Source organism: Pinisolibacter sp., assembly GCF_036782435.1.
Lineage (GTDB): Bacteria > Pseudomonadota > Alphaproteobacteria > Rhizobiales > Ancalomicrobiaceae > CALBKH01.
Window position 1 is genome coordinate 14,899 of sequence record NZ_DAIPZB010000027.1, and the last position, 16,073, is coordinate 30,971.

At 69.0% G+C, this 16,073-nt stretch carries 20 protein-coding genes; 11 read left to right on the top strand and 9 right to left on the bottom strand.

The features are described 5' to 3' along the window. Positions 1 to 248: 248 nt before the first annotated feature. From V7Q42_RS12825 to lgt, 4 genes are read right to left on the bottom strand one after another with little or no spacing between them, the layout of a single operon-like run. A complete protein-coding gene (locus V7Q42_RS12825; protein ID WP_333824477.1) occupies positions 249 to 818 on the bottom strand; it encodes a hypothetical protein in 570 nt (189 codons plus the stop codon). A gap of 58 nt (positions 819 to 876) precedes the next feature. Continuing rightward, positions 877 to 1,650: a peptidoglycan editing factor PgeF gene (pgeF, locus tag V7Q42_RS12830; protein ID WP_333824478.1), complete on the bottom strand. Its 774-nt coding sequence runs from the start codon at positions 1,648 to 1,650 to the stop codon at positions 877 to 879. After that, positions 1,647 to 2,756: a class I SAM-dependent methyltransferase gene (locus tag V7Q42_RS12835; protein ID WP_333824480.1), complete on the bottom strand. Its 1,110-nt coding sequence runs from the start codon at positions 2,754 to 2,756 to the stop codon at positions 1,647 to 1,649. Before V7Q42_RS12835 ends, pgeF begins: the two co-directional genes overlap by 4 nt. Further along, a complete protein-coding gene (gene lgt, locus V7Q42_RS12840; protein ID WP_333824481.1) occupies positions 2,753 to 3,607 on the bottom strand; it encodes a prolipoprotein diacylglyceryl transferase in 855 nt (284 codons plus the stop codon). The genes V7Q42_RS12835 and lgt overlap by 4 nt, the downstream gene beginning before the upstream one ends. Positions 3,608 to 3,838: 231 nt before the next feature. Between lgt and V7Q42_RS12845 the strand changes: the two genes are divergently transcribed. The 4 genes from V7Q42_RS12845 (at position 3,839) to proC (ending at position 6,333) form a co-directional block, all read left to right on the top strand. Beyond that, positions 3,839 to 4,159: an accessory factor UbiK family protein gene (locus tag V7Q42_RS12845; protein WP_333824483.1), complete on the top strand. Its 321-nt coding sequence runs from the start codon at positions 3,839 to 3,841 to the stop codon at positions 4,157 to 4,159. A 6-nt stretch (positions 4,160 to 4,165) separates the two neighbouring features. After that, positions 4,166 to 4,678 carry a DUF523 domain-containing protein gene (locus tag V7Q42_RS12850; protein ID WP_333824484.1) on the top strand — a complete coding sequence of 171 codons (513 nt, stop codon included), beginning with the start codon at positions 4,166 to 4,168 and terminating at the stop codon, positions 4,676 to 4,678. A gap of 333 nt (positions 4,679 to 5,011) precedes the next feature. Further along, positions 5,012 to 5,512 carry a YbjN domain-containing protein gene (locus V7Q42_RS12855; protein ID WP_333824485.1) on the top strand — a complete coding sequence of 167 codons (501 nt, stop codon included), beginning with the start codon at positions 5,012 to 5,014 and terminating at the stop codon, positions 5,510 to 5,512. Continuing rightward, complete coding sequence (gene proC / locus V7Q42_RS12860; RefSeq protein ID WP_442958196.1) at positions 5,509 to 6,333, top strand: pyrroline-5-carboxylate reductase; 825 nt, start codon at positions 5,509 to 5,511, stop codon at positions 6,331 to 6,333. Before V7Q42_RS12855 ends, proC begins: the two co-directional genes overlap by 4 nt. 23 nt (positions 6,334 to 6,356) lie before the next feature. On the opposite strand, the gene V7Q42_RS12865 is transcribed toward proC, so the two are convergent. Next, the gene (locus V7Q42_RS12865; RefSeq protein WP_333824486.1) at positions 6,357 to 6,989 is read right to left on the bottom strand and encodes a glutathione S-transferase family protein; all 633 of its coding nucleotides are present in this window, start codon (positions 6,987 to 6,989) and stop codon (positions 6,357 to 6,359) included. 290 nt (positions 6,990 to 7,279) lie between these two features. Here V7Q42_RS12865 and V7Q42_RS12870 point away from each other — a divergent pair, with 290 nt between their 5' ends. The 5 genes from V7Q42_RS12870 to ychF all read left to right on the top strand — a co-directional run bounded on the left by V7Q42_RS12870 (position 7,280) and on the right by ychF (position 10,602). After that, complete coding sequence (locus tag V7Q42_RS12870) at positions 7,280 to 7,891, top strand: 50S ribosomal protein L25/general stress protein Ctc (RefSeq protein WP_333824488.1); 612 nt, start codon at positions 7,280 to 7,282, stop codon at positions 7,889 to 7,891. A 24-nt stretch (positions 7,892 to 7,915) separates the two neighbouring features. Further along, on the top strand, positions 7,916 to 8,605 hold the full coding sequence (gene pth, locus V7Q42_RS12875; protein ID WP_333824489.1) for an aminoacyl-tRNA hydrolase: 690 nt from the start codon (positions 7,916 to 7,918) through the stop codon (positions 8,603 to 8,605). A gap of 215 nt (positions 8,606 to 8,820) precedes the next feature. Next, positions 8,821 to 9,030, top strand: a complete 210-nt coding sequence (locus V7Q42_RS12880; protein WP_333824490.1) for a cold-shock protein — start codon at positions 8,821 to 8,823, stop codon at positions 9,028 to 9,030. Positions 9,031 to 9,143: 113 nt separating this feature from the next. Further along, positions 9,144 to 9,425: a translation initiation factor IF-1 gene (gene infA, locus V7Q42_RS12885; RefSeq protein ID WP_333824491.1), complete on the top strand. Its 282-nt coding sequence runs from the start codon at positions 9,144 to 9,146 to the stop codon at positions 9,423 to 9,425. A 79-nt stretch (positions 9,426 to 9,504) separates the two neighbouring features. Then, a complete protein-coding gene (ychF, locus tag V7Q42_RS12890) occupies positions 9,505 to 10,602 on the top strand; it encodes a redox-regulated ATPase YchF (RefSeq protein WP_333824492.1) in 1,098 nt (365 codons plus the stop codon). Between the two features lie 514 nt (positions 10,603 to 11,116). Here the strand turns inward: ychF and efp are convergent. Then, positions 11,117 to 11,683 (bottom strand): elongation factor P, encoded by a 567-nt coding sequence (gene efp / locus V7Q42_RS12895; protein WP_333824493.1) that lies wholly within the window; start codon positions 11,681 to 11,683, stop codon positions 11,117 to 11,119. Positions 11,684 to 11,791: 108 nt separating this feature from the next. Between efp and epmA the strand changes: the two genes are divergently transcribed. Together epmA and V7Q42_RS12905 are read left to right on the top strand one after the other, a co-directional pair. Continuing rightward, positions 11,792 to 12,838 (top strand): EF-P lysine aminoacylase EpmA, encoded by a 1,047-nt coding sequence (gene epmA, locus V7Q42_RS12900; protein WP_333824495.1) that lies wholly within the window; start codon positions 11,792 to 11,794, stop codon positions 12,836 to 12,838. Between the two features lie 124 nt (positions 12,839 to 12,962). Then, the gene (locus V7Q42_RS12905; protein ID WP_333824496.1) at positions 12,963 to 14,003 is read left to right on the top strand and encodes a cation diffusion facilitator family transporter; all 1,041 of its coding nucleotides are present in this window, start codon (positions 12,963 to 12,965) and stop codon (positions 14,001 to 14,003) included. A gap of 20 nt (positions 14,004 to 14,023) precedes the next feature. On the opposite strand, the gene V7Q42_RS12910 is transcribed toward V7Q42_RS12905, so the two are convergent. From V7Q42_RS12910 to V7Q42_RS12920, 3 genes are all read right to left on the bottom strand, one after another. Next, positions 14,024 to 14,551, bottom strand: a complete 528-nt coding sequence (locus V7Q42_RS12910; protein WP_333824497.1) for an adenine phosphoribosyltransferase — start codon at positions 14,549 to 14,551, stop codon at positions 14,024 to 14,026. Beyond that, the gene (locus tag V7Q42_RS12915; RefSeq protein ID WP_333824498.1) at positions 14,551 to 15,012 is read right to left on the bottom strand and encodes an SAM-dependent methyltransferase; all 462 of its coding nucleotides are present in this window, start codon (positions 15,010 to 15,012) and stop codon (positions 14,551 to 14,553) included. Before V7Q42_RS12915 ends, V7Q42_RS12910 begins: the two co-directional genes overlap by 1 nt. 112 nt (positions 15,013 to 15,124) lie before the next feature. Beyond that, entirely contained in the window at positions 15,125 to 16,006 is an 882-nt protein-coding gene (locus tag V7Q42_RS12920) for an S-methyl-5'-thioadenosine phosphorylase (protein ID WP_333824499.1), read from the bottom strand. Between the last annotated feature and the right edge of the window lie 67 nt (positions 16,007 to 16,073).

The window sequence follows — 16,073 nt, forward strand, 5'->3', positions numbered from 1 at the left end:
ACCGGAAAAGGCGATCGGCGCCACCGGTGGGCGCCGCGGATGGCGGGCCTTTTATCAAGCCCGTTCAATTCCGTAAACCGACGATCTCGCACCCGCGGCATCGCCGGCGGAACCGCCGCGATCTCGATTCCGACCGCATGAAGTTCCGCCCTGTCCGGAACTTCATGGGCGAAGGCGAGCCCGAACGGGCGTCGGCCGGTCGGACCGTGGCGCTCACGCGATCCGGACCGGATGGCGTGAGCCCCGATTCACGTCGCGGCGCGGGTCAACCACGCCTTGATGGCGCGCGCCGCACTGACCGCCAGACGTTCCTGGACGTCGGTGTCCACCCGCCCCCAGGGATCGCCGTCGCTGTTCTTGGCGAGCTCCTGGCCGACGATGCGATGCACCCGCTTCCCCGACGCGTCGAAGATCTCGTAGGTGTAGATCACCGTCGTCGCCGTCTCGTGGCCGAGAGCGACGAAATGTCCCTGGACGCGGTAGGTCGCCGGCTCGTCGAGACGATGCACGATCTCGATGCCCATCGCTTTCGCCCGATCGCGGAAGCGATGATAGATCCCGTCCGCGGTGGTCACCGGAACGCCGGTGTAGGGCAGCATCTGCACCGAGACGTGGCCGACCGGCGGCGCGGAAGCGAGCGGCGGCACCCGGGTGCGGCCCGAGATCAACGATCCCGAACCTCCGAGCCCGCTCTCTTCCACACAGGCGGAAAGGAACCCGACGGCGAGCGCGGCGACGCCTGCTCGCATCAGGAACGACCGGCGGCCGAGGGAAACGTCGGATCGGGACATGGAGGCGCGGCCCTGCGTGTGCGTCACGGGTGTCTCGTGTCTAGCCGAGAACGGGGCGGCGGTCGAGACGTCGCCGCGTCCCACCTCACCGTGTCGCGGCGAGCGCGATCGCCGAAACGAGCCGGCCGTAGTCGGGTTCGGCGCGATGCGTGGTGCGGCGATAGGAGAAGAAGCGGTCTTCGTCGCCGTAGGTGCACAAGGCCAGGTTCTCCGCCCGGCCGACGCCGGCGCGCTCCAGCCGCATGACGATGAAGGCCGGCAGATCGAACATGGCGTGGCCCGGCCGCGGCGACGGGCGGAAGAAGCGGGCGTGGTCCGCATCCTCGCCGACGAAACGCGCGACGAATTCCGGTCCGACCTCGTAGGCCTCGGACGAAATCGTCGGCCCGAGCACCGCGACGATGTCGGAGCGCACCGCTCCCAACCCTTCCATGGCGGCGATCGTCGCCTCGATCACCCCGCCGATCGCCCCCTTCCAGCCGGCATGCGCCGCGCCGACCGCCCGGCCGCCGGCGTCGGCGAAGAGGATCGGGCCGCAGTCGGCCGTCGCCACCCCGACGGCGAGGCCGGGGCGCGCCGTGACCACCGCGTCGGCATGCGGCCCCTCGCCGTGCGGCCACGGCTCCTCGACCACCACCACGTCGGGCGAATGCACCTGATAGGGCATGGCCAGCGCGTGATCCTCGACCCCGAGGGCACGGGCGACGCGGGCGCGATTCTCGATCACCGCATCGCGCAGATCGGACGAGCCGAGGCCGACGTTGAGGCTGGCATAGAGCCCCTCCGATACGCCGCCGTCGCGGGTGAAGAAGCCGTGGGCGATGCCGGGAAGGGCGGAAAGAGCATTGGAGCGGATCACGGCGCGGCGGGTCCCGAAGCGAGAGGAAAGCCGGGGGGCACGACGCCCGGCGGGGTGACGGCGAGAACCTTGAAGAGCGAGCCCATCTCCTCCGGCCCGACGAGGCGGGAGACCTGCGAGACGATCTCGGCGCGCGCCGCCTCGTCCTTGTCGGCGCCGAGACGGCCCGCCCGTTCGGCGAGCCCCAGGGCCAGCAGGAAGTCGCCCTGCTCGATCGGTCCGTGCGCCGCGGCGCCGGCACGGGTCGCGGCGGCGGCGAGGGCGGTGAAGTCGACGTGGGCCGTCAGGTCCGCCTCGCCCGGCCGGCCGAGCGGATCGACGTAGGTGTGGGCGCGGATCGCCTGGAACGTGTCGCCGAAGGCGGGGCCGGCATAGCCGTAGTCGACGGCGACGACGAGGCCACGCTCGGCGACGACCCGCTTCGCCAGCGCCGTCATGATCTCGACGCCGACCGGCGAGATCTCGACGATCGAACCCTCTTCCGGTCGCCCGGCACGCGGCGACACGGCATCGGTCGGCAGCGTCGTCGGGCCGAGACCGAAGGCGAGCCCTCCGGTCTCGTCGAGGCCGACGACGCGCTCGTGCCAGCGGCCGTCGCGCAATTCGAACTGGCGGATCGGCAGGGCGTCGAAGAATTCGTTGGCGACCACCAGCAGCGGACCGTCCGGCAGGGTGTCGAGCCGGTCGTGCCACGTCGGTTTCAGCGACTGGTTCGCCAGCGTCGCCGCCTGCTTGGCCCGCAGACGCGGGCTCGTCTCGACCAGATGCAGCCGCGCCGCGGCGAGGAAGGCCGGAACCCGCCGGGCGACCCGCAGGAGATCCGCCATCAGTGTGCCCCGGCCGGGACCGAATTCGACGAGATTGAACGGCGCCGGCCGGCCGAGCCGCTCCCAGGTCTCCACCACGAAGGCGCCGATCATCTCGCCGAACATCTGCGAGACCTCCGGCGCGGTGACGAAATCGCCCGCCTGCCCGAAGGGTTCGCGCGCCATGTAGTAGCCGTGCTCGGGATCGCCGAGGCACAGCGCCATATAGTCGAAGACCGGCAACGGCCCGTTCAGCCGGACGAGCGCCCGAATGCGGTGCTCGAGCGGCGTCGGGCTCATGGGGCGCGGCTCCCGTCGCCGGTGTGGGCGGTGCTGCGCCGGGCCCTTGCGCTCGCCCAGACGAAGAGGGCGAGGCCGGCGGCGATCATCGGCAGCGACAGGATCTGCCCCATGGTGATGCCGCCCGCGAGGTAACCGACCTGGACGTCCGGTTCGCGGAAGAACTCGACGACGAAGCGGGCGAGGCCATAGCCCATGGCGAAGACACCAGCGAGCGCCCCCGGCTTCTTGAAGATCTCGGAGCGATGGACGAGGTGGGCGACGACGGCGAAGAGCACGACGCCTTCCAACGCCGCCTCGTAGAGCTGGCTCGGATGGCGCGGGTCCGGCCCGGCGAAGGGAAAGACCATGCCCCAGGCGACGTCGGTGGTGCGCCCCCACAGCTCGCCGTTGATGAAATTCGCCAACCGCCCGAAGAACAGGCCGATCGGCGCCGCCGCGGCGAAGAGATCGAAGAGCGTCAGGAACGAGAAGTCGCGCCGGCGCGCGAAGATCAGCATCACCACGATCGAGCCGAGGAGGCCGCCGTGGAAGGCCATGCCGCCCTTCCACAATTGGACGATCTCGGTCGGATGCTCGAGGTAGTGGCCGAGATTGTAGAAGAGCACGTAGCCGATGCGCCCGCCGAGCACGATGCCCAGCGTCGCCCACAGCACGAAGTCGTCGAGTTCCGCCGCCGTCGGCCGATCGACCGCCCCCCACAGCCGCGGGCTGTCGACGAGGCGGCGCAGATACCACCAGCCGATCAGGATACCGGCGATGTAGGCGAGCGCGTACCAGCGGATGGCGAGGGGGCCGAACTGGATCGCGATCGGATCGATCGCCGGGAACGGCAGAGCGAAGAGCGGCATGGGAGACGAGATCTCGGCGATGGAACGACGCTGCGGACGAATGTCCGGCGACAGTGGGGGGCGCGGCTTCACCCGTCAAGCGGAGCACCGTGACGGGCGCGCGAACACGACCACCCGATCGCGGCGAGGATGGGGCGGCGCCCTGCCCCTTGCGGGCGGCGGCGCCACACCCCATAACCACCATCGAGAGGGGCGGCCCGCCGCCCGGTCCCTCGAGACGGGAACGATGCCATGACCCAGACGTCCAACCGCTTCCTCGACGACATCGCCAAGCTCGTCACCGACGCCGCCGGCATGGCCCAGGGCGTCGCCAAGGAAGTCGAGACCGCCTTCAAGTCCCGTGCCGAGGGCTTCGTCGCCGACATGGACCTGGTCAAGCGCGAAGACTTCGAAGTGCTGCGCGACATGGCCGCCAAAGCGCGCGAAGAGAACGAACGCCTCGCCGCGCGCATCGCCGCGCTCGAGGAGCGCCTCGCCCGCCTCGAAGGCGGCAAGAGCGCTCTCGGCGAGACGCTGATCGCCGGCGATCCCTCCGGTCCCGCCGTCGGCTGAGCCCGCATGGACCGCATCCTCGTCTCCGCCTGCCTCGTCGGCTGGCCGGTCCGCTGGGACGGCGGCGCCAAGACCCTGCATCATCCGCTGATCGCCGAATGGGCCGCCGAGGGACGGCTCGTCCCGCTCTGCCCGGAAACCGCCGGCGGCCTCGCCGTGCCGCGGCCCGCCGCCGAGATCGAGACCGGGGCCGACGCCGCCGCGGTGCTCGCCGGGAAGGGCCGGATCGTCGATGCCGAGGGCCACGATCACGGCCCGGCCTTTCGCGAAGGCGCCCGCATCGCCACGGCGACCGCCCGGGTGCGCCGCTGTCGCTTCGCGCTTCTGACCGAGGGAAGCCCCTCCTGCGGCGTCGACCTCGTCGCCGACGGGTCGTTCTCCGGCCGACGCCGGGCCGGCGAAGGCGTCACCGCCGCGGCGCTGAGAGCCGCCGGCGTCGAAGTCTTCTCGACGAACGACATCGAAAAACTCGCCGAGCGGCTGGCCGCGGAGGCCGGCGACGCCTCGACCGCGAAGTGATTCGTCCACATTTTTCGTGACTTGCCCACCATTGCACGGTCGCGTCGGATCTCTCGCTTCCTATACTGGGGCAAGAGAGATTCGCGTCCCCGGGAGCGAGTATCGCCCCGATTGAAACTCCTTCGCGTTCCCCCTCGATCCGGCGTTCTTCGTTCGTCGTTGCGGTTCGATGGTTCCCCGGAACGGTCTTCGTCCCGATCCCGTCGGGTCGTCCGGTCCGGATCTCGTGCGGAGCAGGTTGCGCTCGTTCGGCCCGATGCGGCCGGATCGCGACGGGCTCCGCGCACCGCGTATCCCCGTGTCCGGTCTCCCTCACACGCGAGGACCCGCTCGATGAGCCTGATCGAATTGGAAGCCGAACGTCACTCCAATCCCGTCGACGTGATCGAACACGTCGCCGCGCTCGAGGACTGGGTGTTCGAGCGCTCCGGCGACGACGAGATCACCGTTTCGATCAAGGGACGCTGGTGCGACTACCACGTCTCCTTCTCCTGGATGGTGGACGTCGAGGCGCTGCACCTGGCCTGTGCCTTCGACCTCAAGGTCACCGACGCCCGCCGCGCCGAAGTGATGCGGCTGCTCACCCTCGTCAACGAACAGATGTGGCTCGGCCATTTCGATCTGTGGTCGGGCGAGGGCGTGGTGATGTATCGTCACGCCCATCTTCTGGCCGGCGGGGCGGAGCCCTCGGCGCGGCAGGTCGACGCCATGCTGACCGCCGCGATCGAGTCCTGCGACCGCTACTATCAGGCCTTCCAGTTCGTCGTCTGGGCCGGCAAGTCGGCTCAGGAGGCGCTGGAGGGCGCGATGTTCGAAACGGTGGGACGGGCATGACCATCGATCTTCGCGACGCGACGCCGCTGGTGCTGATCGGCGCCGGCAAGATGGGTGGCGCCATGCTCACCGGCTGGCTCGACCGCGGCCTGCCCGCCGACGGCGTGGTGGTGATCGAGCCGCACGCCTCCGACGAACTGAAAGCGCTCGCCGCGGCGCGCGGCATCCGCCTGGAGAGCGCCGCCCCGACCGGCCTCGTGGCGCGGATCATGGTGGTGGCGGTCAAGCCGCAGGTGCTCGACGCGGTGCTGCCGCCGCTCGCCTCGCTGGTCGGTGCCGAAACCGTGGTCGTCTCGGTGGTGGCCGGCAAGACCGTCGCCGCCTTCGAGCGCGGCCTCGGCGCGCACCGAATCGTCCGCACCATCCCCAATACGCCGTCGCAGGTCGGCCGCGGCATCACCGCGGCTCACGCCGTCGCCGCCGTGCCGGCGCCCGATCGCGACCTCGTCTCGGTGCTGCTCGCCACCCTCGGCCGGCTCGAATGGGTCGACAGCGAGGACCTGATCGACGTCGCCACCGCGGTGTCGGGCTCGGGCCCGGCCTACGTCTTCCACATGGTCGAGGCGCTCGCCGCGGCGGGCGCGGCCGCCGGCCTCGAACCGGCGCTCGCCGCCCGTCTCGCCCGCGCCACGGTCGAGGGCGCCGGCGAACTCCTGTGGCGCTCGCCCGACGAGCCCGAGACGCTGAGGAAGAACGTCACCTCGCCGGGCGGCACCACCGCCGCCGCACTCGCCGTGCTGATGGGCGAAGACGGGCTGACGAAGCTGATGACCGAAGCGGTCGCCGCCGCGGCGAAGCGGTCACGCGAACTCGCCGGCTGACACCCCGCGTTCGGACGCGCCTCTCAACCCGCCGCGAACTTCGCCGCCAGTTCGGCGTCGATCGCCCGGGCGCGCGCCGTGGCCGGACGGGCTTCTATGCGGGCGACGTAGTCGGCGACGACGGCGGCGTCGGGCGCCATGCCGAAGCGGGTGAGCCAACCGAGCGCCGGCCCCCACAACCCGTCTGCGACCGTGAAACGCTCGCCGAGGAACCACGGTCCCTCCTCGAGCCGGGCGACGATCGCCGCCATGACGTCGTCGAACGACCCGTAGCCGGCCATGCTCTTGGGCGGATCGGGCCACTTCATCGCCTTCTGCAACACCGCCGGCTCGACGCAGTTGCCGTAGAAGAACAGCCAGCGCAGCAAGGACCCGCGCAGCGGATCGCCCGGCGGCGGGGTCAGGCCGGTCTCGGGAAAGAGATCGCCGAGATAGAGGGTGACGGCGCCGAGTTCGGTGACCACCGTCTCGCCGTGGCGGATCGCCGGCACCTTGCCCATCGGGTTCAGCGCCAGATAGTCCGGCGACTTGTGATCCTCCCGCTCCAGCGACAGCGGATGGAGGTCGTAAGGAACGCCCAACTCCTCGAGCAGATGGAGCGTGCAGCTCGATCGCGTATCGGGCGCATGGAAGAAGGTGATGGTGCGATCGGTCACGGTGCGGGTCCTCGCCGGCTGTGGGCTCGCGACCACTATCGAACATAACAGGAACATGCGCAAGCACCGAGCGGCGTCTCCCCGCACACGCGGCGCAGAATTCCGCCGTGGCCGGCCGAAATCCTTGCGCTTCGTCCCCCTCGGTGCTAGAGACCCGCCCGTTCCCACACGCCGACACCCCTGGAGGCAACGTGAGGGACGGCCTTCGTCGCATCGGATGATGCCGCGGCGGTCGAGCGAGGGCCGGAGATCCGGCCCTTTTCATTCGAATTCACCTATGAGGTACACCCATGAGCCGTCAGTCCTACGAGATCGAGGCCACGGTGCGTGAACGGGTCGGCAAGGGGGCCGCTCGTGAGCTGCGTCGTGAGTCCAGCGTGCCCGCCGTCATCTACGGCGACAAGAAGCCCCCCCTGGCGATCGCCCTCTCCTTCAAGGAGGCGGACAAGCGTCTGCGCGCCGGCGGCTTCCTGACCACCGTCGCCACCGTCGTCGTCGGCGGTGAGAAGATCCGGGTGATCCCCAAGGATTACCACATGCACCCGGTCAAGGACACGCTGACCCACGTCGACTTCCTGCGCATCTCCGACGAGACCGTCGTCACCGTCTTCGTGCCGGTGCATGCGGTCAACCAGGAGAAGTCGGTCGGTCTGAAGCGCGGTGGCGCGCTGTCGATCGTCCACCACGAGGTCGAGTGCCAGTGTCGCGCCGACTCCATCCCGGAGTCGATCGACGTCGACGTCTCGGCCCTCAACATCGGTGGCTCGGTCCACATCGAGGACGTCGAGCTACCGGAAGGCGTCAAGCCGGTGATCCACGAGAAGAACTACACCGTTCTCTCGATCACCGCGCCGGTCGGCTTCACCGAGACGGCCGAGGCCGCCGCGCCGGCCACGGCCTGAGCGGTTTCCTGACCGGAGGCGTCGATGCTGCTCTTCGTGGGGCTCGGCAATCCCGGTCCGGAATACGCCCTCAATCGGCACAACATCGGATTCATGGCGGTGGACGTGATCGTCCGCCGCCATTCCTTTTCGCCCTGGCGGGGGAAGTTCCACGGTGAGGTCTCGGAAGGCACCATCGCCGGCGAGAAGGTCGTTGCGCTGAAGCCGATGACCTACATGAACGACAGCGGCCGCTCGGTCGCCGCCTGCGCCGCCTTCTACAAGATCGAGCCGAAGGATTTCGTCGTCTTCCACGACGAACTCGACCTCGACCCCGGTCGCCTCAAGGTCAAGATCGGCGGCGGCCACGCCGGCCACAATGGCCTGCGCTCGATCCAGGCCCATCTCGGCCCCGACTTCCGCCGCGTGCGGATGGGCATCGGCCATCCCGGCGTGAAGGAACGCGTCACCGGATGGGTGCTCGGCAACTTCGCCAAGGTCGACCGCGATTGGCTGATCCCCCTCCTCGACGATCTCGCCGAAGCAGCGCCGAAACTGATCGAGCGCGACGACGTCGGCTTCATGAACCTCGTCTCGGGGGCCAAGCCGCAGACCGAAGCGAAGCCCGAAAAGCCGCGCGCCGCGGCTCCGGCCGCGCCGATCGGCCCGACCGAGACCGCGAAAAATGCCATGGCCGAGACGCTGAGACGGCTCCTGGCGCAGAAGAAGCGCTGAAACCGCCTCGTTTCGAGCGAACTTCGCACCGCTTCGTCTTGTCACGGCGGCCTTCGATCTCTATCTTGACGACATCGGACTTGGCCGGACCCCGGGCTCTTTCGCCCGGACACAGTTTTCGGGCCAGCTCGACAGATCTCACCAAATTCGACCGACCCGAGCGACCGCCCTCCGCGTTCGTTCGACGACGCACGAGCTACGAAAAGGAAATCCACATGCCCGTCGGAACCGTCAAGTTCTTCAACGAAACCAAGGGTTACGGTTTCATTCAGCCGGAGGACGGCTCCAAGGACGTGTTCGTCCACATCTCCGCCGTCGAGCGCTCCGGCATGCGCACCCTGACGGAAGGCCAGAAGGTCTCCTTCGAGATCGAAATGGACCGCCGCTCGGGCAAGTCGGCGGCTGCCAACCTCGCCGCCGTCTGAGCCGAGAAAACACGATCACGAGCCGGATTCTCGGGGTCTTCCCGGTTTCCGGCTCGTCGCATTTCGGCTATATGGCCTGCAACCGCACGGAAGTCGCGAAACGGATTCGTCGAATGGCCAAGGAAGAACTCATCCAATTCGAGGGGCTGGTGCTCGAGATTCTGCCGGATGCGCGTTTCCGCGTCCGCCTCGAGAACGGTCACGAGATCATCGCCTACACCGCGGGCAAGATGAAGAAGAACCGCATCAAGACGCTCGCGGGCGACCGCGTCACCGTCGAGATGTCGCCGTACGACCTCGAGAAGGGCCGTCTCGTCTTCCGTCATCGCGAAGCCCGTCCGGATGGCGCGCCGCCGCCGCCGCGTCCGGGTGGCGGACAGTTCCGCCGTCGCTGATCGGCGTTTCGTGAGACGTTGCCGACGCCCCCGGCGGAGATCCCGCGCGGGGGCTTCGCCTTGAAAGATCGAGGATTCCATGGGTTTCAAATGCGGCATCGTCGGCCTGCCCAACGTCGGCAAGTCGACGCTCTTCAACGCCCTGACCCGCACCGCCGCCGCCCAGGCGGCCAACTACCCCTTCTGCACCATCGAGCCGAACACCGGCGAGGTGGGCGTGCCCGACCCGCGCCTCCAGAAGATCGCGGCGATCGGCAAGTCGGCGCAGATCGTGCCGACCCGCATCACCTTCGTCGACATCGCCGGTCTGGTGCGCGGCGCCTCCAAGGGTGAAGGCCTCGGCAACCAGTTCCTCGCCAACATCCGCGAGGTCGACGCCGTCGTCCACGTGCTGCGCTGCTTCGAGGACGGCGACGTCACCCACGTCGAGGGCCGCGTCGATCCGGTGGCCGACGCCGAGACGGTCGAGACCGAACTGATGCTCGCCGACCTCGACAGCCTGGAGCGCCGCGTCGTCGCCACCCGCAAGAAGGCGGCCGGCGGCGATCGCGAGTCCAAGCACGTCCTGCCGATCATGGAGCAGGCGCTGGAGCTCCTCCAGAACGGCAAGCCGGTGCGGATGATGGAGGTCTCCCACGAGGACCGGCTGCTGTTCGACGGGCTGATGCTGCTGACCTCGAAGCCGGTGCTCTACGTCTGCAACGTCGAGGAGGCCTCGGCCGCTTCCGGCAACGCCCATTCGGCGCGCGTCGAGGCGATGGCGAAGGCGCAAGGCGCCAAGTCGGTCGTCATCTCGGCGGCGATCGAGGCGGAGGTCGCCCAGCTCTCCGACGAGGAGGAGATGGAGTTCCTGGAGGGCATGGGCCTGCACGAGCCCGGCCTCGACCGGCTGATCCGCGCCGGCTACGAGCTCCTCGGCCTCATCACCTACTTCACCGTCGGCCCGAAGGAGGCGCGCGCCTGGACCATCGTCAAGGGCACCAAGGCCCCGGGCGCGGCCGGCGTCATCCACTCCGACTTCGAGCGTGGCTTCATCCGTGCCCAGACCATCGCCTACGACGACTATGTCGGGCTCGGCGGTGAAGCGGCGGCCAAGGAGGCCGGCAAGGCGCGCGACGAAGGCAAGGAATACGTCGTCCAGGACGGCGACATCATGCTCTTCAAGTTCAACGCCTGAGCGATACCAGGCCGGCCCGTTCGGCGGGCCTCGGCGTCTCGGAAGCCCGCCCCACCGGCGGGCTTCTTCGTTTTCGCGCCGTCGACCGAGACCCTTCCCGCCTCGGCCGTGGGCCTCGGCACCGCCGACCTCGCCGAGCCCCACCGGGGCTCGTCGTCCCGCTGCGCGGAACCGCCCTGCCCGACCGTGAGACGGTCGGGCCTTCGCCGTTCGAAACGCTCTGCCGGAGTTTCGTCCCGGCCCGAGTGCCGGGACCACTCCCACCCCGCCTCGGCCGTGGGCCTCGGCACCGCCGACCTCGCCGAGCCCCACCGGGGCTCGTCGTTCCGCTGCGCGGAACCGCCCTGCCCGACCGTGAGACGGTCGGGCCTTCGTCGTTCGAAACGCTCTGCCGGAGTTTCGTCCCGGCCCTCGGGCCGGGACCGATCCCACCCCGCCTCGGCCGTAGGCCTCGGCACTGCCGACCTCGCCGAGCCCCACCGGGGCTTGTCGTTCCGCTGCGCGGAACCGGTCGTCAGTCCTTCGCGCGCTCGACGTAGGAGCCGTCGGCGGTCATCACCACCACGCGGGTGCCGATGCCGACATGCGGCGGGACGGCGGTCTTGACGCCGTTCGACAGCATCGCCGGCTTGTAGGACGACGAGGCGGTCTGGCCCTTGGTCACCGGCTCGGTGTCGACGATCTCCAGCGTGACGCGCGCCGGCAGTTCGATCGACACCGGAACGTCCTGGTAGACCGCAACCTGGCACTCCATGTCTTCGACGAGATAAGCGGCCATGTCGCCCACGACGTCTTTGGAAACCACGATCTGATCGTAGGTCTCCTTGTTCATGAAATGGAAGCCTTCGTCGTCGTTGTAGAGATAGGCGTAGGCGCGCTCGTCGAGCATGGCGCGCTCGACCTGCTCGGTGGTCTTCCAGCGCTCCGACACCTTCACGCCGTCGGAGATGCGGCGCATGTCCACCTGCGTGGTGGGAGTGCCCTTGCCGGGATGGAAGCTTTCGGCCGAGAGAACGACATAGAGCTTGCCGTCCATTTCGACGACGTTGCCCTTGCGGAGATTCTGCGCATTGACTCTCATGGATCCCGGACCTCTCACGGCAATGGAAATGGGTCGCGCCGGCCCCGAGGGTCGCGCGTGGTCGGGTCTCCTCTCTCACTTCTGGCGTCATAAGGAAAGCGAAAAGTCATGAAAACCGCCACGCCCTGGTGGGATCCGGCCTCCCACGCCGACCGACGCCCGCTCCTTCTCGCCCGCAATCGGGTGAAATCGGCGATCCGCCGCTGGTTCGAAGACGACGGATTCACCGAGGTCGAGGCCACCTGCCTGCAGGTCTCCCCCGGCAACGAGACCCATCTCCACGCCCTCGGCGTCTGGGTCACCGGCGACGACGGCGAGCGGCGCCGGCGCTGGCTCCACACCTCGCCCGAATTCGCCATGAAGAAGCTGGTGGCCGCCGGCGAGACGAAGATCTACGATTTCGCCCGCGTCTGGCGAAACCGCGAGGGCGGCCCGACCCACGCCACCGAGTTCACCATGCTCGAATGGTACCGCGTCGGCGCGCCCTACGAGGTGCTGATGGCGGATTGCGCCACTCTCCTCGCCCGCACCGCCGAGACGGTCGGCGCCACGCAATTCACCCACCGCGCCCGCAGCTGCGATCCCTTCGTGCCGCCCGAGCGCCTCACCGTCGCCGACGCCTTCACCGCCCACGCCGGCATCGACCTCCTCGCCACCCTGCCCGCCGATCCGACCGCCGAACCGGACCACGACGCCCTCGCCGCCGCCGCGACGGCGCGCGGCATCCACGTCGCCGACGACGACGGCTGGTCCGACGTCTTCTCCCGCATCCTCGCCGAGAAGATCGAGCCTGTGCTCGGCGACGGCCGCGCCGTGATCCTCTGCGAGTATCCTTCGCGCGAGGCCGCCCTGGCGCGGCCCTGCGCCCACGATCCCCGCGTCGCCGAACGCTTCGAACTGTGGGCCTGCGGCGTCGAACTCGCCAACGCCTTCGGCGAACTCACCGACCCGGCCGAACAGCGCCGCCGTTTCAGTATCGAGATGGACGCCAAGGAACGCATCTACGGCGAGCGCTACCCGATCGACGAGGACTTCCTCGCCGCCTTGCGGCTGATGCCGCCGACCAGCGGCATCGCCCTCGGCTTCGATCGGCTGGTGATGCTGGCGCTCGGCGCCCCGCGCCTCTCCGACGTGATGTGGACGCCCGAAGCGTGAGCGAGAGGCGCCCCGGCGTCCGCCGCTTCGGCGCGGCGTCCGGCGGCGCGCGCCCGTTCGACTGTAATAGTATCCGCCTCCGTCTCGGGCCATTCTCCCGCGCCCGAGAGACGACGAGGACCGGATGAGCGGCGACCACCACCACGACCACGCGGTACACGACCACGCGGCACACGATCACCACCACGATGACGCCGCCCCCGGCCGCGGCCACGCCCATCACGATCACGACCACGGGCACGGCCACGATCACGGGCATTCCCACGCCCATCACGGTCATTCCCATGCGCCGGCCGACTTCGGCCGCGCCTTCCTCGTCGGCATCGTGCTCAACACCGGCTTCGTGATCGTCGAAGCCGCCTTCGGCCTCTGGGGCAACTCGATGGCGCTCCTCGCCGACGCCGGTCACAATCTCTCCGACGTGCTGGCGCTGATCGTCGCCTGGGTGGCGGCGCGCGCCTCGGCGCGTCCGCCGAGCCCGCGCTTCACCTATGGCCTCGCCGGCACCTCGATCCTCGCGGCGCTGTTCAACGCCGTCTTCCTGCTGGTCGCCGTCGGCGCCATCGCGCTGGAAGCGGTGCAGCGCCTCTTCGCCCCCGAGCCGGTCGCCGGCCTCACCATGGTGGTGGTCGCCGGCATCGGCATCGCCATCAACGGCGCCACGGCGATGCTCTTCCACCGCGGCCACGGCGACGATCTCAACATCCGTGGCGTCTACCTGCACATGCTGACCGACGCGGCGATCTCCGCCGGCGTCGTGATCGCCGGCCTCGGCGTGCTGGCGACCGGCCTCGCCTGGATCGATCCCGTCGTCTCGCTGGTCGTCGCCGCGCTCATCGTCTGGTCGACCTGGGGGCTGCTCACCGAGAGCTCGGCGCTTTCGGTCGCCGCCGTCCCCGCCGGCATCGATCCGGCGGCGGTGCGAGCCCATCTCGCGGCTCTGCCGGGGGTATCGAACCTGCACGACCTCCACGTCTGGGGCCTGTCGACCACCTCCGCCGCGCTCACCGCCCATCTGGTGATGCCCGAAGGCCACCCCGGCGACGCCTTCCTCGAGGCCGCCGCCGACGGCCTACGCAGCCGTTTCGGCATCGGCCACGTCACCCTGCAGGTGGAGACCGACGGCGACGGCTGGTGCCGGCTGGTGCCCGACGAGGTGGTGTGAGGTCGAGGTCGAGCGCCGTCTCAATGCCCCTCGAACTCGACCAGCACGCGGACCGGCACGCCCATCGCTTCGAGCTTGGCGCGGCCGCCGAGTTCCGGCAGGTCGACGATGAAACAGGCCGAGACCACTTCGGCACCGAGGTTCCTGAGGAGCTGCGCAGCGGCGCAGGCGGTGCCGCCGGTGGCGATCAGATCGTCGACCAGGATGACCTTCTCGCCGGCGAGCACCGCGTCGCGATGCACCTCCATCTCGTCGACGCCGTATTCGAGGCTGTAGGCGATCGACACCGTCTCGTGCGGCAGCTTGCCCTTCTTGCGGATCGGCACGAAGCCGCCGGAGAGCTGATGCGCCACCGCCCCGCCGAGAATGAAGCCGCGCGCCTCGATGCCCGCGATCTTCTCGATCTTGAGGCCCGCCCACGGCTGCACCAGTTCGTCGACGGCGCGGCGGAAGGCCCGCGGATTGCCGAGCAGCGTGGTGATGTCGCGGAACATGATGCCGGGCTTGGGATAGTCCGGAATGGTGCGGATCGAATCTCTGAGGTTCATCACCAGTAGTCCTTCATGATCTCGACGGCCCAATCGGGCTCGCTTATCTCTCCGCGCGGCTCGAAACCGCGCATCATCGGCTTGATGTCGATGACCGGCGTGCCGTCGATGGCGTCGAGCCCGCGCACCTTGAGGTGACGCCCCTCGAGCGAAACGATCTCCACCGTGGTCACGCCGATGCGGTTCGGCCGCGGGCTGCCGCGCTGAGCGAAGATGCCGACCTCCGGCCAGTCCGCCCGCCCGCGCGGCCGCCGCGCGCCCGTCACGATCGTCTCCGGATCGATCATGTCGAAGTGGAAGACGATCACCGCATGGGAGAATTGGTCGAGCCCGGCGAAGGCGGTCTCCGGCAGGTCGGCGGCGAGCACGACGTCGGCCTCGACGTCACCCCAATGGTCGTCGGTGTTCTCGACACGACCGCCGCGCACCCGCGCCACCACGTCCATGGTGATGTCGGTCATGAATGGGCCTTCGACACGAATGTGTTCATGAGCGTGCCTTCAGCACGTATTTGTTCATGGGCGTGCCTTCAGCACGAGCTTGTTCATGAGCGTGCCTTCAGCACGAGCTTGTTCATGAGCGTGCCTTCAGCACGCGGCCGGCCACGGCGTCGAGCTTGCCCAACAAAGCCGGGTCGCGCGCCTCGCGCGCCGTCATGATGGCGTGCTCCAGCGCCCTGTCCGAACCGATCGGACAGGCCGGATGCTCTTCGGGGAAGTCGGTGGCGAAGCGGGCGACGAGCCGGCGCGCCTTGTCGGCGTTGGCATGCGCCACCTTGATCACACTGAGGACGTCGACGTGGTCGTGATCCGGGTGCCAGCAATCGTAGTCGGTGACCATGGCGACGGTGGCGTAGGGGATCTCCGCCTCCCGGGCGAGCTTGGCCTCCGGCATGTTGGTCATGCCGATGACGTCGAAGCCGGCCGACTTGTACCAGCGGCTCTCGGCCTCGGTGGAGAACTGCGGCCCCTCCATGCACACATAGGTGCCGCCACGGCGATGCGGGATGTCCTCGGCCAGCGCCGCCGCTTCCAGCCGGTCCATGATGCCGGGGCTGGTCGGATGGCCGAAGGCGACGTGGCCGACGCAGCCCGGTCCGAAGAACGACGAGGCGCGTCGGGTGGTGCGATCGACGAACTGGTCGATCAACACGAAGGTGCCGGGCGCCAGTTCCTCTCGATAGGAGCCGACCGCCGACACCGAGACGATGTCGGTGACGCCGGCGCGCTTCATCGCGTCGATGTTGGCGCGATAGTCGATGTCGGAGGGCGGGATGCGGTGTCCACGGCCGTGGCGCGGCAGGAAGACCAGCTTCTTGCCCGCGATCTCGCCGATCAACAGCTGATCCGACGGCGTCCCCCAGGGGCTGTCGACCGTCACCCAACGCGCATTCGTCACCCCCGGCAGATCGTAGAGCCCCGATCCGCCGATCACCCCGATCACCGATGCCGTCATGGCGTCCCCCGTCGCATATCGTCCGCCGCAGTGTCGGCATTTCGCGCCGCGATGCAATCCGTGTCGT

What these genes read in the sequence shown, in the direction of transcription:
- efp (WP_333824493.1), bottom strand. Translation starts at nt 11,683, where the DNA reads ATGAGAGTCAATGCGCAGAATCTCCGCAAGGGCAACGTCGTCGAAATG.
- pth (WP_333824489.1), top strand. Translation starts at nt 7,916, where the DNA reads ATGCTGCTCTTCGTGGGGCTCGGCAATCCCGGTCCGGAATACGCCCTC.
- V7Q42_RS12870 (WP_333824488.1), top strand. Translation starts at nt 7,280, where the DNA reads ATGAGCCGTCAGTCCTACGAGATCGAGGCCACGGTGCGTGAACGGGTC.
- V7Q42_RS12910 (WP_333824497.1), bottom strand. Translation starts at nt 14,551, where the DNA reads ATGAACCTCAGAGATTCGATCCGCACCATTCCGGACTATCCCAAGCCC.
- V7Q42_RS12905 (WP_333824496.1), top strand. Translation starts at nt 12,963, where the DNA reads ATGAGCGGCGACCACCACCACGACCACGCGGTACACGACCACGCGGCA.
- ychF (WP_333824492.1), top strand. Translation starts at nt 9,505, where the DNA reads ATGGGTTTCAAATGCGGCATCGTCGGCCTGCCCAACGTCGGCAAGTCG.
- V7Q42_RS12835 (WP_333824480.1), bottom strand. Translation starts at nt 2,756, where the DNA reads ATGAGCCCGACGCCGCTCGAGCACCGCATTCGGGCGCTCGTCCGGCTG.
- V7Q42_RS12880 (WP_333824490.1), top strand. Translation starts at nt 8,821, where the DNA reads ATGCCCGTCGGAACCGTCAAGTTCTTCAACGAAACCAAGGGTTACGGT.
- V7Q42_RS12855 (WP_333824485.1), top strand. Translation starts at nt 5,012, where the DNA reads ATGAGCCTGATCGAATTGGAAGCCGAACGTCACTCCAATCCCGTCGAC.
- infA (WP_333824491.1), top strand. Translation starts at nt 9,144, where the DNA reads ATGGCCAAGGAAGAACTCATCCAATTCGAGGGGCTGGTGCTCGAGATT.
- V7Q42_RS12845 (WP_333824483.1), top strand. Translation starts at nt 3,839, where the DNA reads ATGACCCAGACGTCCAACCGCTTCCTCGACGACATCGCCAAGCTCGTC.
- V7Q42_RS12920 (WP_333824499.1), bottom strand. Translation starts at nt 16,006, where the DNA reads ATGACGGCATCGGTGATCGGGGTGATCGGCGGATCGGGGCTCTACGAT.
- V7Q42_RS12915 (WP_333824498.1), bottom strand. Translation starts at nt 15,012, where the DNA reads ATGACCGACATCACCATGGACGTGGTGGCGCGGGTGCGCGGCGGTCGT.
- proC (WP_442958196.1), top strand. Translation starts at nt 5,509, where the DNA reads ATGACCATCGATCTTCGCGACGCGACGCCGCTGGTGCTGATCGGCGCC.
- V7Q42_RS12850 (WP_333824484.1), top strand. Translation starts at nt 4,166, where the DNA reads ATGGACCGCATCCTCGTCTCCGCCTGCCTCGTCGGCTGGCCGGTCCGC.
- lgt (WP_333824481.1), bottom strand. Translation starts at nt 3,607, where the DNA reads ATGCCGCTCTTCGCTCTGCCGTTCCCGGCGATCGATCCGATCGCGATC.
- epmA (WP_333824495.1), top strand. Translation starts at nt 11,792, where the DNA reads ATGAAAACCGCCACGCCCTGGTGGGATCCGGCCTCCCACGCCGACCGA.